At 60.1% G+C, this 15,101-nt stretch carries 17 protein-coding genes; 2 read left to right on the top strand and 15 right to left on the bottom strand.

What is annotated here, in order from left to right:
- Nucleotides 1–111 precede the first annotated feature (111 nt).
- Nucleotides 112–438, top strand: a complete 327-nt coding sequence (locus ABYT07_RS13150; RefSeq protein WP_372992261.1) for a hypothetical protein — start codon at nt 112–114, stop codon at nt 436–438.
- On the opposite strand, the gene ABYT07_RS13145 is transcribed toward ABYT07_RS13150, so the two are convergent.
- From ABYT07_RS13145 to atpD, 10 genes are read right to left on the bottom strand one after another with little or no spacing between them, the layout of a single operon-like run.
- The gene (locus tag ABYT07_RS13145; protein WP_372992259.1) at nt 380–1,261 is read right to left on the bottom strand and encodes a F0F1 ATP synthase subunit gamma; all 882 of its coding nucleotides are present in this window, start codon (nt 1,259–1,261) and stop codon (nt 380–382) included. The genes ABYT07_RS13150 and ABYT07_RS13145 overlap by 59 nt on opposite strands.
- Nucleotides 1,248–2,786 (bottom strand): alternate F1F0 ATPase, F1 subunit alpha, encoded by a 1,539-nt coding sequence (locus tag ABYT07_RS13140; RefSeq protein WP_372992257.1) that lies wholly within the window; start codon nt 2,784–2,786, stop codon nt 1,248–1,250. The genes ABYT07_RS13145 and ABYT07_RS13140 overlap by 14 nt, the downstream gene beginning before the upstream one ends.
- 2 nt (nt 2,787–2,788) lie before the next feature.
- The gene (locus ABYT07_RS13135) at nt 2,789–3,586 is read right to left on the bottom strand and encodes a F0F1 ATP synthase subunit delta (RefSeq protein ID WP_372992255.1); all 798 of its coding nucleotides are present in this window, start codon (nt 3,584–3,586) and stop codon (nt 2,789–2,791) included.
- 4 nt (nt 3,587–3,590) lie between these two features.
- Nucleotides 3,591–3,869, bottom strand: coding sequence for a F0F1 ATP synthase subunit C (locus ABYT07_RS13130; RefSeq protein WP_372992254.1), 279 nt, complete (start codon nt 3,867–3,869; stop codon nt 3,591–3,593).
- A gap of 2 nt (nt 3,870–3,871) precedes the next feature.
- The gene (locus tag ABYT07_RS13125; protein ID WP_372992253.1) at nt 3,872–4,582 is read right to left on the bottom strand and encodes a F0F1 ATP synthase subunit A; all 711 of its coding nucleotides are present in this window, start codon (nt 4,580–4,582) and stop codon (nt 3,872–3,874) included.
- On the bottom strand, nt 4,573–4,869 hold the full coding sequence (locus ABYT07_RS13120) for an ATP synthase subunit I (RefSeq protein ID WP_372992252.1): 297 nt from the start codon (nt 4,867–4,869) through the stop codon (nt 4,573–4,575). The genes ABYT07_RS13125 and ABYT07_RS13120 overlap by 10 nt, the downstream gene beginning before the upstream one ends.
- Nucleotides 4,866–6,095, bottom strand: coding sequence for a cation:proton antiporter (locus ABYT07_RS13115; RefSeq protein ID WP_372992250.1), 1,230 nt, complete (start codon nt 6,093–6,095; stop codon nt 4,866–4,868). Before ABYT07_RS13115 ends, ABYT07_RS13120 begins: the two co-directional genes overlap by 4 nt.
- Nucleotides 6,088–6,375: an AtpZ/AtpI family protein gene (locus tag ABYT07_RS13110; RefSeq protein WP_372992248.1), complete on the bottom strand. Its 288-nt coding sequence runs from the start codon at nt 6,373–6,375 to the stop codon at nt 6,088–6,090. The genes ABYT07_RS13115 and ABYT07_RS13110 overlap by 8 nt, the downstream gene beginning before the upstream one ends.
- On the bottom strand, nt 6,372–6,767 hold the full coding sequence (locus ABYT07_RS13105) for a F0F1 ATP synthase subunit epsilon (protein WP_372992247.1): 396 nt from the start codon (nt 6,765–6,767) through the stop codon (nt 6,372–6,374). The genes ABYT07_RS13110 and ABYT07_RS13105 overlap by 4 nt, the downstream gene beginning before the upstream one ends.
- On the bottom strand, nt 6,757–8,157 hold the full coding sequence (gene atpD / locus ABYT07_RS13100; RefSeq protein WP_372992264.1) for a F0F1 ATP synthase subunit beta: 1,401 nt from the start codon (nt 8,155–8,157) through the stop codon (nt 6,757–6,759). Before atpD ends, ABYT07_RS13105 begins: the two co-directional genes overlap by 11 nt.
- Nucleotides 8,158–8,337: 180 nt before the next feature.
- Between atpD and ABYT07_RS13095 the strand changes: the two genes are divergently transcribed.
- A complete protein-coding gene (locus ABYT07_RS13095) occupies nt 8,338–8,778 on the top strand; it encodes an arginine deiminase family protein (RefSeq protein WP_372992246.1) in 441 nt (146 codons plus the stop codon).
- On the opposite strand, the gene cysG is transcribed toward ABYT07_RS13095, so the two are convergent.
- The 5 genes from cysG to ABYT07_RS13070 form a co-directional block, all read right to left on the bottom strand.
- Nucleotides 8,716–10,209, bottom strand: a complete 1,494-nt coding sequence (gene cysG / locus ABYT07_RS13090; protein ID WP_372992245.1) for a siroheme synthase CysG — start codon at nt 10,207–10,209, stop codon at nt 8,716–8,718. The genes ABYT07_RS13095 and cysG overlap by 63 nt on opposite strands.
- A gap of 11 nt (nt 10,210–10,220) precedes the next feature.
- On the bottom strand, nt 10,221–11,141 hold the full coding sequence (locus ABYT07_RS13085) for a glycosyl transferase family 3 (protein WP_372992244.1): 921 nt from the start codon (nt 11,139–11,141) through the stop codon (nt 10,221–10,223).
- Nucleotides 11,138–13,717 (bottom strand): molybdopterin-dependent oxidoreductase, encoded by a 2,580-nt coding sequence (locus tag ABYT07_RS13080; RefSeq protein WP_372992243.1) that lies wholly within the window; start codon nt 13,715–13,717, stop codon nt 11,138–11,140. The genes ABYT07_RS13085 and ABYT07_RS13080 overlap by 4 nt, the downstream gene beginning before the upstream one ends.
- Nucleotides 13,714–14,049: a nitrite reductase small subunit NirD gene (gene nirD, locus ABYT07_RS13075; protein WP_372992242.1), complete on the bottom strand. Its 336-nt coding sequence runs from the start codon at nt 14,047–14,049 to the stop codon at nt 13,714–13,716. Before nirD ends, ABYT07_RS13080 begins: the two co-directional genes overlap by 4 nt.
- Nucleotides 14,046–15,101, bottom strand: a 1,056-nt coding sequence (locus tag ABYT07_RS13070) for a (2Fe-2S)-binding protein (protein ID WP_372992241.1), incomplete at its 5' end; no start/stop codon positions are given. The genes ABYT07_RS13070 and nirD, both read right to left, overlap by 4 nt.

The following is a 15,101-nucleotide window of genomic DNA, read 5'->3' as shown; positions in this document are numbered from 1 at the left end:
GATGGGTTGGACCGTAAGCTGTGGCATGACTATCTTAATGACTAGAGCGTTTTGCTTCCGAATCTGCTGATCGGTCTTGTCCGTAGGTTTAGAGGTCCATCCGTAGGGCCTATGGCTGCGGCACTTGGCGGCGTCGATGGCATCGTTCTGGCGGGCGGAATGGGCACCCATGCGCCCGCGATCCGGGAAAGACTTGCGGCTGAACTTGGTTGGCTTGGCATCACGTTCAATGCGTTAGCGAACGCCCGGAGCAACACGGTGATCTGGAGCGAAAAAAGCGCGGCGTCCTTGTTGATGATCCCCATCGACGAGGGGGCCATTCTGGCACGCGATTCCGCCGGGCTGCTTGGAGCGGGCTGTTTCGAGAAGACCGATCATGTTATTCGCGGGGGCCAGCCGCTTCGTACCCGGCGACCACATCCAGAAGCTCTCGGGTGATACTTTCTTGGCGCTTCTGCCGGACGGCTCCCGACAGGTCTTCACGGCGCTCTTCAATGTTGCGTTCAGCGTTTTGCATGGCGGCCAACCGGGTGGCGTGCTCACTTGCCAGACCTTCGGCCAAAGCGCGGTACAACAGCAAGAAAAGACGTTCCCGGACAAGCCATGACAACAATACGTCACGCTGTATTCGGAAGATCGGGCGTCCTCGGGCGGGCCAAGGGGTCTGTTCGGCTTGTTCAAGTTCATCGTCGGGGATCGGAAGCAATTGACGCATGACCGGCTGTGCTGTGTTGTGTCCAATACGACGATTATGGACCACACGAACGTGCGAGACGCCATGACCGGCGGTCCATCCGTCAATCGCGATGATCACGGATTGAACGACCCCGGTGATACCGTCCACCGACCCCGGCACCGTGAACAGCGCATCTGAGCTATGCCCTCCTGCCTCTAATCGGGCCGCAGCCCGCACCCCCAGAACGCCGAGCACGGCATCGCGACCGGAGAGATGATCATTGGCAAAGCGACTGATGACTTCGTTATAGCGCCCGCAAAGTCCGCGATCCGATCCGATGACGATCAGGGCCTCGCGTCCATTCTTGTCGGTACGCCCGTTGGCTGACGAAGAACCTAGGGCGCGACTTTCGCCAAGCACCGCTGCAAGACCCAGATCAATCGTCCGCGCATAGTCTGCAAGCGCTTCCTCTGCGCGTTCGTACTGCCGGATGCTGACCGCCGAAAGCGATTTCATCGTCCGCACGATCGACTGGATGTCTTTCGTCGTATCCAGTGCTTCGGACAGGCTCTCAAGCGTCTCCATTGTCTTTTTCGTCCTCCTTGGCGTGCAACGCCCTTCGCATCGTGGCGATCAGCGCATCGCGGTCGTCTTGGCTCAGATCTGCGCCAGCCCCAATCCGCTCGCACAGATCGGGCTCGAACTTCTGCACTGCATTTTGCACCGTCTCTTCGGCTGCGGCGACGTCATCAGGGGCGATGTCGTCGAGCAGCCCCTCGGTTGCGGCCAGCAGGGCCGCGACCTGTTCGGGCACATTCAGGTGCTGATGTTCGCGTTGCTTCAAAATCTCGCGTACCCGCTGGCCGCGGGTCAGCTTGATCCTGGTTTCGTCGTCCAGTTGTGTGCCAAAGCGGGCGAAACTCTCAAGTTCCTCAAACTGGGAATACATCAGGCGCAGGTTTCCGGCGACGGCGCGGAATGCCGGGAGTTGCACCTTGCCGCCTACGCGGCTGACCGATGTGCCGATGTCGATTGCAGGCAATTGCCCTTTCTCGAAGAGTTCTGGTGACAGATACACCTGGCCATCGGTGATCGAGATCAGGTTGGTCGGGATATAGGCCGAGATGTTCTGCGCCTGCGTCTCGACCACGGGGAGGGCGGTAAGGGAGCCGCCGCCATGTTCGTCGCGCAGGTGCGTCGCGCGTTCCAGCAGACGGGAGTGTATATAAAAGATGTCGCCGGGATAGGCCTCGCGGCCCGGCGGGCGACGCAGAAGCAGTGACAATTCGCGGTAGGCACGCGCATGACGCGTCAGATCATCGTAGACGATCAGTACATCACGGCCTTGTGCCATGAAATGCTCGGCCATCGTGGTGGCCGCATAGGGTGCCACGAATTGCAGTCCCGGCGCGTCGTTGCCCCCGGCCACAACGATGATCGTACGTTCCAAGGCACCACCTTTGCGCAGGTCTTGAATGACGCGCGCAACTGCCGAGGCGCGCTGACCAATAGCGCAGTAGATCGACAAAACGCCTGTGTCTCGTTGGTTGAGGATCGCATCAACGGCAATCGCCGTTTTGCCAGTTTGACGATCGCCTAGGATCAGCTCCCGCTGACCGCGCCCGATGGGAATCGCGGCGTCGATGGCCTTGATCCCGGTCTGGAGCGGGACATCGACCGGCGCGCGGTGCATGATGGGCGGGGCAGGGCGCTCTACGGGTTGGCGTTCGTCTGTATCGAGCGGGCCGTTTCCGTCTATCGGTCGACCCAAACCGTCTACGACGCGCCCCAGCAGTGCCGCGCCGACAGGCACGTCGACGACGCGACCGGTGCGGCGCAGTTTGTCGCCCGGACGCAGTCTGTCGGTATCGCCCAGCACGATCACGCCGATGCGGTCCTGCCGCAGGTTCGAGGCGATGCCCATGATACCATGAGGGAAGGATACCAGTTCATCGGCATGCAGATCGGTAAAACCAGCAACCTGGGCCACACCGTTTCCAACTGATAGGATGCGGGCGATCTCGGCCATTTCCAATCGTGCATCAACATTTTCGCGTGCCCGCTCCAGTGGATCGAACAACGTCTCGGACAAGGTATCGAACAGGCTCATGGCTATCCGCTTTGCGCGTCAGATTTGGGGGACCGTTTTGGTGCCATACTGTCAATCGCCTCATCGAGCGCGCCATCCAGCCGTTTGAGATGCAGCGCGGCGGACCATTCCAATGTCTGTTCGCCTACGGTAAGACGGACACCCAGCACCAGATCCTGATCCTGTCGGTATTCTACGTCGATTTCAGTTTTGAGTACGTCATGCACTGCGCGGGTAATTTGCCCGCGTGTGCTTGGCTTTAACGTTACGCTGGCTTCAACAATCGCCGGCTCGTGTAAACGCGATGCGGCTTTTGCAAGCTTGTCACGCCGATCATCTTCGAGATCCTCCAGACGTGCTATGAAACCCGTGGCCAACTCGCCAGCCAGATCTGCGCGGGCGTATTCATGCAGCATTTGTTCGGTGATTGCGATCACCTGATGCCCGGCCCGGCGTTGCAGCGTGCTTGCAAAACCTGCGCGCTCTTCTTCAAGGTGGGTGCGCCAGATTTCGCGGCGGGCTTCCATGTCTTCTCGAATATCATCCTCCAACCGCTCGCGCAGGGACTGCGCCTCCTGCCGCGCATTATCCAGTATCTGATCTTTTTCGCCTTCAAGGTCCGTTTGCTTGCCACGTAGTGTTTCGGCTTCATCCTCCGCGTCCTTTCGGGCCTCTTTAGCTTCTGCCAGCCGCTTCTTGATTTCTTCTTCGCGTCGGGCCATCGCGCGGGTGATGGGCCGGTAGAGAAACCGCTGCAACAGCCAGACCAGAACAAGGAAATTCGCGATCTGCGCGGCAACTGTGATCCAGTCGATCTGCACGATGTCACCCTCCGGCGGCTTGTTGAACCATATCGGTAAACGGATTGGCAAAGATCAGGATCATTGAGACGACAAAGCAATAGATGGCTGTGGATTCGATCATCGCCAGACTGACAAAGAGCGTCCGGGTAATTGTGTTCGACGCGTCGGGTTGTTGCGCAAGCGCCTGAAGTGCCTGCGACGCGGCACGCCCTTCGGCCAGCGCCGGGCCGATCGAGCCGATGGCGATGGTCAGGCCTGCGGTCAGGATCGAGACGGCGGCAATCACGGTTGCGGGGTCCATTTTCAGTCTCCTTGGTTGTTTAGATGAGTGCATTCTGCCGCTGGCTGACTTCCAGACCGGCTTGCAGACGCAATGTAGACTATCGCCAGAATGGCGAAGATATAGGCTTGGATCAGACCGGTAAGCAGGCCGAGAAGCTGCATGACCACCGGGAAAAAGAACGGGGCCACGCTGATCAGGATGCCAACGATCACTGTGCCGCTCATCACGTTGCCATAGAGCCGGACGGCCAGTGCAATAGTGCGGGACATTTCGCTGACGATGTTAAACGGCAGCATGAGCGGACTGGGCTGGATGTAGGTCTTGAGATAGCCACCAAACCCGCGCCGCGAGATCGAAAAAAGCGGCACCGCGATCAGAACGCAAATAGCAAGGGCGGCGGTGGTCGACAAAGAGCCAGTCGGCGGCTGGTAGCCGGGCACGATACTAAGGATGTTGGCGGTGGCGATAAACAGAAACAAGGTGCCGATAAAGGGAAGGTACCGACTTGGGTCTTCGGCACCAACCTCGTCGATTTGGTCTTGGATCGTGGCAATGATCACTTCTAGCAGAACCTGCCAGCGTGAGACGGTTTCCCCCTCGCTGAGGCGCGCGGTGATCATCCAAGACACCAGCACCAAGAGCGCCATAACCACCCAGGTGAAGACAACAGTCGCGTTCAGTTGCCAGCCGCTCCACTCGTACAATATCCAGCTGTCGGGGCTTATTTCCATGGCACCACTCCGGCACTTGGATCAGCCATGCGCGTGGCCACAAGCCGGATAGCGATGAACCCCGCAAGGGCAGCGGCAATCCCTATTGGCGGCAAGTTGAGAAAGAGCGCACCGGCGAGCGCGGATATCACCAGCGCTGCGCGCGCGAGAGCCAGTGCAAGGAACATTGCGGCCCCTCGGCGCAAAGGCAGCAATCGTACCGAGGCCCACAGAAGCCTCAAGTATAGGCCGCCAAGGGCGATGCCAGCCAAGACCGCCACCAGAATAATGCCAATATCGCTGGTCATGTGCGTTGTTCCTTTGTCTGATTTGCTGACAGCAGTTTGCTGACGAGAATTGGCCCCACCAGACAGGTGCCAATGCTTGCCAGCACGGCTGCGTTATAAAGAATCTGTGGCATCGCCCAGTCACCCAAGGCGAGGCCGCCCAGCATCACGATCAGGTAGATTTCCGCCCGTGGGATCATGCTCGCCCCCAGAAGGACCCCGGCCTGCCGACCGGACAGCAGGGCTGCGGAAAACCCCGCACCCAGCAGCTTTCCCGCGATCAGCGCCGCAAGCAATGCAAACGCAAGAGGCAAGGCGACACCCAGTCCACTGGTCGTTACCGACAGGCCGATGGACATGAAAAAGAAAGGCCCGAAAATCGCAAGGATGTAGCCAAACGCCTGGTCGATGCGCCGTTCCTGGGGATCGCGGCTGAATGCGAGGCCCGCAAAAAGCGCCCCGATCGCCATCGAAAAGCCAAAAGCATCTGCCAAAGCGGCGATCAGAAAGACGGTGCCAGCGGCAAATAGAAACGGACCGAGGGATTTGTCGAGACGGGCGAAGACTTCGGACAGCCTTTGTTCCAGAAAGCGTGAAAATGCATAGCACACCGCACAGAAAATCAGGATCTTGAGAAGTTGTAGAGCGCCTGCAACGGCAATTGCGCTCCGATCCGTCGCATCAAACCCGTTCTGAAGCTGCGGAATGACAACAAAGGCCATGCCCAGCAATAGGACCGCCGACAGGTCATCAAGCTCGGCGACATCAAGCAACAGCGCGCCTTGTGGGGTGTCGATTTTGCCCGCTTCCTCCCAGACACTGACGGAAACGCCTATGCTTGTTGCGCTGGCCGCGACTGCGGAAATTATTGCAGGGACGAGCCCGAGGCCGGGCCAGAACCAGATCAACATAAACACCAGCGCTGCGGCAATCATGATATCAGGCACCCAGATCATCACGGCACGGCGCAGCTGCCCGACAAGCGCATCCAGATCGCTTTCCATACCGACGCGGAACAACAGCGCGACAATGCCAATCTGGGCGAAGACCTCGATTTCGTCGGACAAGCGCGGTGTCAGCAAATCCATGCTTTGATCAGTGGCTGAAAGCAGGATGCCAAGACCGATAAAGGCGACGCTTGCCGGTATCGCATATCGCCGCAAAACGACACGGATCGGGACGGAGAATACCGTTAACACTCCGAGCAAAAGCATGAGGGTGCCGTAATGCGGTGCTGTCTCAGTCATCACGCCCCTCCCGCTGCACCCAGTACCACGCGTTCAGGCACCCCAGCGTGACGCCCGCCAAAAGCAGAACCAGTGTCCACGAGGTCTCGCCCGGCCACCGTTCATCAATCCAGACCCCCAAGGCGATTCCCGCGATCACAGGGACTGCAATCGCCCAGCCGACAAGACCAAACATGCCCAGACCGTACCACGCACTTTGCCTGCGGTGCTTGCGGGCCTCGGCCATGCGCTTGGCCTTGCGCGAGATGATTTCGGTCTCATTTGGCTCTTTGTCTGTCATCGATCCGCCTTTTCCAGATCGCGGAACCGGCGGATCATTGTCGCCTCCAACCGTGTCAGCGCAGCGCGGGCATCACGTTCGTCTTCATCTTGTTGCCTGAATTCGGTTACGACACGGCCCTGCAGGACGCCCAAATCGTCGCCCTCCATGGCACCGCGAACCGCGACGCGCACGTCTTCGCCGCACTTTACCAGTGTGCCGGAGTTGATCGCGACAAACCGGTCCGTGCCGCTGCCTTCAGGTTCAAAAACCAGAATGCCGGGTACCAGCTGTGTCACAAAGTCGATGTGGTTTGGCAACATGCCAAAAAACCCGTTCGGCGCTTCGGCGACAATGCGGCTGACATTGCTATCAACGCACACCGCCGCCGGAGTGATCACCCTAAGCCGCATCCTCACCCTTCGCCTGCTCAAGCTCGTCAACCGACCCGATCATGTAAAAGTCTCCTTCGTCCCGCCCCTCGAATTCCCCCCCGAGAATACGCTCGCAGCTATCCAGCGTTTGTTTGAGTGAAACGAACCGACCGGTGTTGCCGGTCATCGCCTGCGTGGAAAAGAACGGCTGGGTCAGAAAACGTTCAAGCTGGCGCGCCTGACGGACGGTTGCACGGTCCTTTTGCGACAATTCTTCAAGGCCCAGCATGGCGATGATGTCCTTGAGGTCGTCATATTCGGCCAGCGTGTTGCGCACGTCGCGGGCAACACGGTAATGCTGTGTGCTGACTGTGCCGGGGGTCAGCATCTTGGAAAAGGATTGCAGCGGGTCTATTGCCGGATACAGCCCTTCGGAGGCCTTCTTGCGCGACAGCACGATCGAGGCGGACAGGTGCGAAAACACATGCGTTGCTGCCGGATCCGTAAAATCGTCAGCAGGCACGTAAACCGCCTGGATAGAGGTCATCGCGCCCCGGTCGGTCGAGCAAATGCGCTCTTCGAGATCGGCCAGTTCGGTCCCGAGTGTGGGCTGATACCCGACGCGGCTTGGAATGCGTCCCAACAGCCCTGAGACCTCGGATCCCGCTTGTACGAAACGGAAAATATTGTCGATCAGCACCAGCACGTTGCGCCCCCGGTCATCGCGGAAAAACTCTGCCATCGTCAATGCGGCGTGACCGACGCGAAAGCGAACGCCGGGGCTTTCGTTCATCTGACCGAACATCATGACGGTGTTTTCCAAAACGCCCGCTTCGCCCATTTCTCGGTATAATTCTTCAGCTTCGCGGCATCTTTCGCCGATCCCGCAAAACAGGCTGACGCCATCATATTCAGCAACCATGTTGTGGATCATTTCGGTGATCAGAACGGTTTTGCCGACACCGGCACCGCCAAAAAGCCCGGCCTTGCCGCCCCGTTCAAGCGGGCTGAGCAGGTCAATGGCCTTGATCCCGGTCTCAAAGATCGCCCCTTCGACCCGGCGTTTTGACAGCGGGACGGGATCATGCAGGATCGGTCGGCGCTGTACATCGCCCAAGGGGCCTTTTCCGTCGATTGTGTCGCCAAATACATTGAACATCCGACCCAGAACCACATCACCAACCGGCACTTCGATAGGGCGACCGGTATCGCGTACAGCCAAGCCCAACCGCAACGCGGGTGAGGGGTTCAGCACTAGGCCCCGTGCGATGTCAGACGCGGGCAAACTCGCGACCTCGATAGAAATCTCGGGGTCGGTCAGAGTCACAAGACGCGTGGCAATCGTGGGCAACCCATCGTCAAAGCGCACGTCTGCAATGCCACCTTCAATTGCAATAATATGGCCAATTTGCGTGTCAGTCACCGCGATGCCTGTCCTTTTGTGCCTTGTTATTTGCTAAGGATAGCAAGGAGCAGTCTTGAGGCATTGACCGAGGTCAAGGGGCCTTTCCGAAAACCGTCGAAACGGACGAGTAACGCAGATTAATGCAGGGCAGAGACCATCGGGAAGCACTTGCCTAAGAGAAACAGGCAGATGGGAGTTATCACGATGAGCGTTTCAACAACCGACGATGCGGGACAAAATCCGGGTCTGCAATCCCGGTTTCCAACCGCCTACACCATCCTGTTTCTGTTGATCATATTCGTGGCGGCGCTGACATGGATCATCCCAGCCGGCCAGTACGACCGTGAAATGAACCAAGAGATCGGCCGTGAGATCGCTTGCAGGCCGGGCCTTGCGTACCGCAGACTGGTGCCCTCAAATTGCGAAGATCTGCTGTTCAATGATGTGATATGGGTCAAACAGGCGCGCAAGGATCATGATGTTTCTTCCGATCTGATGCGGGGCGAGGGGGTGGAAGTCCTCGATACCGGTGCGATGTTGGCCGAAACGCGACATCCCCGAAGCCCGCAAATGGGTGCTGGATTATCGCATCATTCCAAAAGACGTTGGCGTGGGCATGCTGGGCGAGTTGCGCAACTGGCTTGACGAATTGCCGGGAGCAGAGCTGTCAGAATTCCTGATCGGTGGCCTGACTGCGGTTTTTTGCGCCTGCTGACAATGTCGAACGCTCCTTCGTAATTTGAGTAGGAGAGTCGCAGTATCCGTGATGCCATGCGCCACTAGTGTTGCAGGAAGCGACGCGATATCGCAGCTCGTCACAATCTGGGCATCCGTTTGCGCATGTGCAACGATAGTGACGTCAATGGCGTGGGGCGCGTGACGTGTGGACAAATATGCGCTGATCTGCGGTGCCGCGCGAACGGCCATATAAAGGGCCACGCACGTTCCCGGCGTGAGGGTGCGCAGGACCTCTGGCACCGCACATCCCTCCGAGACATGCCCCGTGGTGAGCACTAACGTGTCGATCTCGTCCCGCTCCGTTAGGGTCTGGCCACTGGCTGCCGCCACACCGCTCGCCGCAGTAACACCGGGTACGATTTCAACGGGAATATCTGCCGCACGCAGGGCCTCAATTTCCTCAAGGCCACGGGCAAAAATGCCCGGATCGCCGCATTTGAGGCGTACAACCCGCGCTCCGCCCTTGGCGGCGGCAACGATTGTTTGCGTGATTTTCTCCTGCGGCCAGCTGTGGCAGCCGGGCCGTTTGCCCACATAGATCCGCTCTGCATCCCGCCGCGCCAGTTCCAGAATTTCGGGGTCCACCAAACGATCATAGTAGATCACATCGGCCTCTTGCAGGCGCTGCACGCCGCGCAGGGTGATGAGGTCCTTTGCCCCTGGACCAGCCCCGACCAATGCAACACTCCCGCCGGTTTCTTGTCCGAAATCACCTGTGGCAATGGCCTTTTTTATCATGTGTGCTGTTTCACGCTGCGCCCCGCGCGCATGAGCACGGCGGGGTGCATCACCAAACACCCACCGCCACAAATCGCGCCGTGCGCGCGGGCCAAGGTGCTGTGCCGCGCTGGCGCGCAACCGTCCCGCAAGGGACGCCAGCGCGCCCAGTTCGGGCTCCAGCATCTGCTCCACTTGCGTCTTGATCTGGCGGGCCAGAACGGGCGCTGTGCCTTCTGTTCCGATCGCGACAACAACCGGATCGCGGTCCACGATCGAGGGGGTGATCACATCACACAGCGCGGGCTGGTCCACTACGTTCACGGTCGCCCCTGCCGTTTTGGCGAGCGCATGCAGCGCACCATCCGCACCGGGGCAGCCTGTGGCGACAAACACCAATGCGCTATCCCCGAAGTCTTGCGCGATTATCGCACCGCGCTGTTGGGTGATCCGGCCAACGGCGGCAAGTGCAGCCAACTCATCATCCAGCGCATCGCTGATCACGGTGATCGTGGCTTCGGTTTTGAGCATCAGCCGCGTCTTTTGCGCCGCTTGTTCGCCGCCGCCCACAATCACAACACGGCGGCCCGCCATCTGCAGGAACATCGGAAAAGTCTTCATGCGTAAATTCCTTAATCTATGGTGCGGTCCAGCCAAAGCGCGTTCGCTTGGGCCTGCGCGGCGTTGAGGGTTAAGTTCGGATCAAGCGTCCAGAGCGCCAATGCGGCGGTGCCGGTCACGGTGGCTTCGGCAAACGGATCGCGCAGCGTCCCTTGCCAAAGCGCCATCGGGTCGATCCTCGTGCCCTCTTCATGCAAGCGGCGGGTCTGGGACAGGATCGCGGGGGCTTTTTCCTGGATGTGCTGACCTTTGCGCAGGCCGAAACAGATGATGTCCTTGGAGGGATGGCGCTCGAACTCGCCGCCGCCGCCCTTGATGATGCTCAGGGTTTTCTGGCCCAATATCTCGGCGGCCTGCGCCTGCAGGCTGCGATAGGAGGGATGGAACACGCCCTGCACCGTGGCGGGTGCCTGCGCTGGATTCCACATGCGCAACACCGTGTTAAAGCATGACCGCAAGCCCAGGTCTTTGCGCAGGTCCAACAGGGAAAAGGCCTCGGGGCACAACTCGGCCAGCGGGTCATACCGCACCTGAGGTCCCGCAAGCGCACGGAGATCATCGGGCCGTATTGCCACGTTTTGATAGGCATTGTGGCCGTGCATCGAAATGCGCACACCCGTCTGTGCCACCAGCCGTGCCGCCAGCAGATAAAGCGGCGCGCCCCGACTACGCCCCGCGGCGTAGCTGGGCCAATCCAGATCAGCAGCCGGCAGTTGCCCCGTTGTATGCGCGCGCAGGGCGGCGGTGAAACCGGCGATCTCCTGCGGATCTTCCCCGCGCAAACGCAGCACCATCAGCAACGCGCCCACCGCCTCAGGCGCAGCCTTTCCCTGCAGGATCACGCTCATCGCATCTTGCGCCTCATCCAGGGTCATGGCTCGGGCGCGCCCCTTGCCCTGTGCGACGATCCTGACAAAAGGGGCGAGGGTCATTCTGCCGCCACCGGCAGGCTGTGCTGCGCCACCAGCCGTGCAAGCTCAGGCTTGCAAGAGCCGCAGTTGGTCCCCGCGCAGGTCACCTCACCCAAGGCCGCCACGGAAAATGCCCCCGCACCGATTGCATTGACCAGCGTGTTCTGACCCACGTTCAGACAGGCACACACGATTGCGCCGGGGTCGGGCTGGTTGTTGCCCATGCGCCCCGCCAAGGCCTCCAGCGGCGGCGTGTATTTCCCGATATGCGCGATGGCCGCACTGCGCGACAGCGCCACGGGGCTATTTGCGACAAAGAACAGTGCTTGGATCATGCCATGAGTGCTCAACGCCACGCGCAGGGTGCCGTCTGAGCTGTCCTCATAGACTGCCGCCTCCGCCTCTGGCAGATGTGCGATGCTGCGGGCGGCCTCGGTCCAGTCGGGCGGCGATTCAAGTGCTGCCATCTCGACCTGCCACCCCGTAGCCGTGCGTGCAATCGCGGCATAGGGCGTCGTGGCCCGTGGCTTCTGCGCGCAAGCCATGAAGCCATACCACTTGGCCACAAAGGGAGAGACGCTCACGCCCCTGCCGCGTTTGAGCGCGGGCTGGCCGGAAAAAGGATCTGTGACAGAGGTCATCAACGCATTCACCACAGCCCCGTGCGCGGTCTGGCGGGTCCAGTGCATCGGTGCAAAAAGCTGTCCGCGCGCAACGCGGTTGGTGACAAGGCTGCGCAGGATGGCGCTGCCCTGAGCCGTTTCGACCGCCACCAGATCGCCGTGGTATGTGCCGACATCCGCCGCATCGTCTGGATGGATTTCCAGATAAGGCTCCGCCAGATGCGCGCCCAGTTTCGGGGATTTCCCCGTGCGCGTCATCGTATGCCACTGGTCACGGTTGCGCCCTGTATTGAGCGTCAGGCCGTTGTGCTCCAACGTCGGCGCCGTGATCGGCAGCATCCGCGCCTTGCCATCCGTGTGGTAGAATTTGCCGTCCGCGAAAAACCGTGCATCGTTGCGCGGCCATTGCGTGGGGATCAGTCTGGCGTAATCGACATCGGCAAAGATGCTCAGGTCCAGATCGCGGTCAAAGGGGCGCGCGGCCGCGTCCAGTGCGATATATTCGGCAAAGACATCGGCGGAGGTGTCATAGTCGAACGCCTCACCAAACCCCATACGCGTGGCCACATCGCTGATGATGCGCCAGTCCGGGCGTGCCTGACCCGGCATTGGCAAAAACGCCCGCTGGCGCGAAATGCGGCGTTCGGAATTGGTGACCGTGCCGTCCTTCTCGCCCCAGCCTGCCGCGGGAAGCAGTACATCGGCCAGATCCCCGGTATCCGTCCGCGCCATGATGTCGGAGACGGCGACGAATGGCACGTTTGCTATGGCCTTCGCCACATATCCCGCATCGGGCATCGAGACGGCAGGGTTGGTGGACATCACCCAAAGCGCCTTGATCTTGCCGCGCGCACAGGCTTCGAACAGATCAACGGCCTTGAGACCCGCTTGGTCACAGATGGTGGGGCTGTTCCAAAAGGCTTGCACCGTGTCGCGGTGTTCGGAATTCTCGATGTCGAGATGATTGGCCAGCATATTCGCCAGCCCGCCAACTTCGCGCCCCCCCATGGCGTTGGGCTGGCCCGTGACGGAAAACGGCCCGGTGCCCACCTTGCCGATGCGCCCTGTGGCCATATGACAATTCAGGATCGCGCCCACTTTATCGGTGCCGCTGGCGGATTGGTTCACGCCTTGCGAATAGACGGTCACGACCTTTTTGGTCTGCGCCCAAAGCTTGTAAAAACGGTCCAGATCTTCGGTGCTGATGCCGGATTGCAAAGCATCGGTGGCACGCGCCTGCGCCAGTGCGGGACTGCATCCGCCCACATGGGCGGTGACATAGTCCATATCGAGGTGGTCATGGTCGGCCAGATAGACCAGCAACCCGTTGAACAGCGCCACATCCCCGTCAGGTGCCACGCGCAAATGCGTATCCGCCAGATCACAAGTTGCCGTGCGACGCGGATCAATGTTGACCACGCGCATGTTTGGCCGCGCCTCTTTCGCTGCTACGATGCGCTGGTAGAGCACCGGATGACACCACGCGAGGTTTGAGCCGACCAATACAATCAGGTCCGCTTCCTCCAGATCGGCATAGGTACCGGGCACAGTATCCGTCCCGAAAGCGCGCTTGTGACCCGCCACCGATGATGCCATGCACAGCCGCGAATTAGTGTCGATATTGGCCGAGCCGATGAACCCTTTCATCAGCTTGTTGGCCACGTAATAGTCTTCGGTCAGCAGCTGACCAGAGGCATAAAACGCAACGCTGTCAGGCCCGTGATCGCGGACCGCGTCAGAGAACGCCTGTGCGACACGCTCCAATGCGCTATCCCAGTCTACCTCCATGCCCGCAATCTGTGGCGCAAGCAATCGTCCCTCCAGATCAATTGTCTCGCCCAGTGCGGCCCCCTTCGAGCACAGTCGCCCAAAGTTTGCCGGATGATCGGGATCGCCTTTGATCGTGCCGTTGGGCCCTGCCAAAACGCCACAACCAACGCCGCAATAGGGGCAGGTTGTCCGCGTCAGGTTCATGCGGCGGTACGTGCCGCGAGGAAGGCCGCCTCCAATTCGATCCGCCCGTCTACGACGCGCGCGGGATAGGTGGCCACCTGACCCTCATCCGGGCCTTGGGCCTGGCCCGTCTCAAGCGAGAACACCCAATTGTGCAGCGGGCAGGTGACGGAGGTGCCATGCACGATCCCTTCGGCCAAAGGCCCGCCTTTGTGTGGGCAGCTGTTGTCGAGGGCATAGACCGCATCGGTGGCGGTGCGGAACACGGCCACACAGCCTTGGGCCGTTTTGACCAAACGCGCTCCACGCTGGGGGATGTCGTCAAGGGCCGCAATATCAATCCAGGCGCTCATTCCGCTGCCTCCAGATCAAGCCGCGCAAGGGGCTGGTAGCTTTCGGCCTTGTCATTGACATGGGCCGCCCAAGGATCATGGCGGTAAATACTCTGGCTCAGCTCGAACCGTTCCACCAAGGCGGCGCGTTCTGCCAGATCGGTCACGACACGCGTCTTGATCCAGTCCAGACCCACCTTGGCCATCCATTTGTAAATGCGGTCAAGGTATTTGGCGTTCTCGCGGTAGAGTTGCGTCATAGCCTTGATCACGTCTATCGCCTCTGCCTCAGACGCCACCTGTACCAGCAATTCGGTCTCTTTGACGTCCATGCCAGCGGCACCGCCGATGCTGATCTGATAGCCACTGTCGACACAGATTACACCGATATCCTTGCAGGTCGCCTCGGCACAGTTGCGCGGGCATCCCGACACGCCAAGCTTGAGCTTATGGGGTGTCCAAGAGCCGTGCAGCGTTTTTTCCAGCTTGATGCCAAGGCCAGTAGAATCCTGTGTGCCAAAGCGGCAATGATCCGTGCCCACGCAGGTTTTGACCGTGCGCAGCCCCTTGGAGTAGGCATAGCCCGACACCATGCCCGCATCGTTGAGATCCTTCCAGATCGCGGGCAGGTCTTCGCCTTTGACGCCCAGCAGGTCGATCCGCTGGCCGCCTGTGACCTTGACTGTGGGCACCATGTATTTATCGGCTGCATCCGCGATCGCGCGCAGTTCGTCTGGTGTGGTGATCCCGCCCCACATGCGCGGTACCACGCTAAACGTACCGTCTTTCTGAATGTTGGCGTGCTTGCGCTCGTTGATGAAACGCGACTGCGGATCATCGGCATAGTCCAGCGGCCAGTCTGCCAGCAGATAGAAGTTCAGGGCAGGGCGGCACACATGGCATCCGCACGAGGTTTTCCACCCGCATTCCTGCCAGACGGCAGGCATCGAGGTCAGCCGCTGCGATTTGATCATGCGGCGCACATCCTCATGGGTCATATCAGTGCAGGCGCAGATGCTGGCGGCGGCGGGCAGCACGAAATCATCGCCCAATGTGACCGCCAGAACCTGCTC

This window comes from Sulfitobacter sp. (assembly GCF_041552635.1).
Lineage (GTDB): Bacteria > Pseudomonadota > Alphaproteobacteria > Rhodobacterales > Rhodobacteraceae > Sulfitobacter.
Note: the sequence above shows the minus strand (reverse complement) of the source record. Positions and strands in the feature narration are given on the sequence as shown.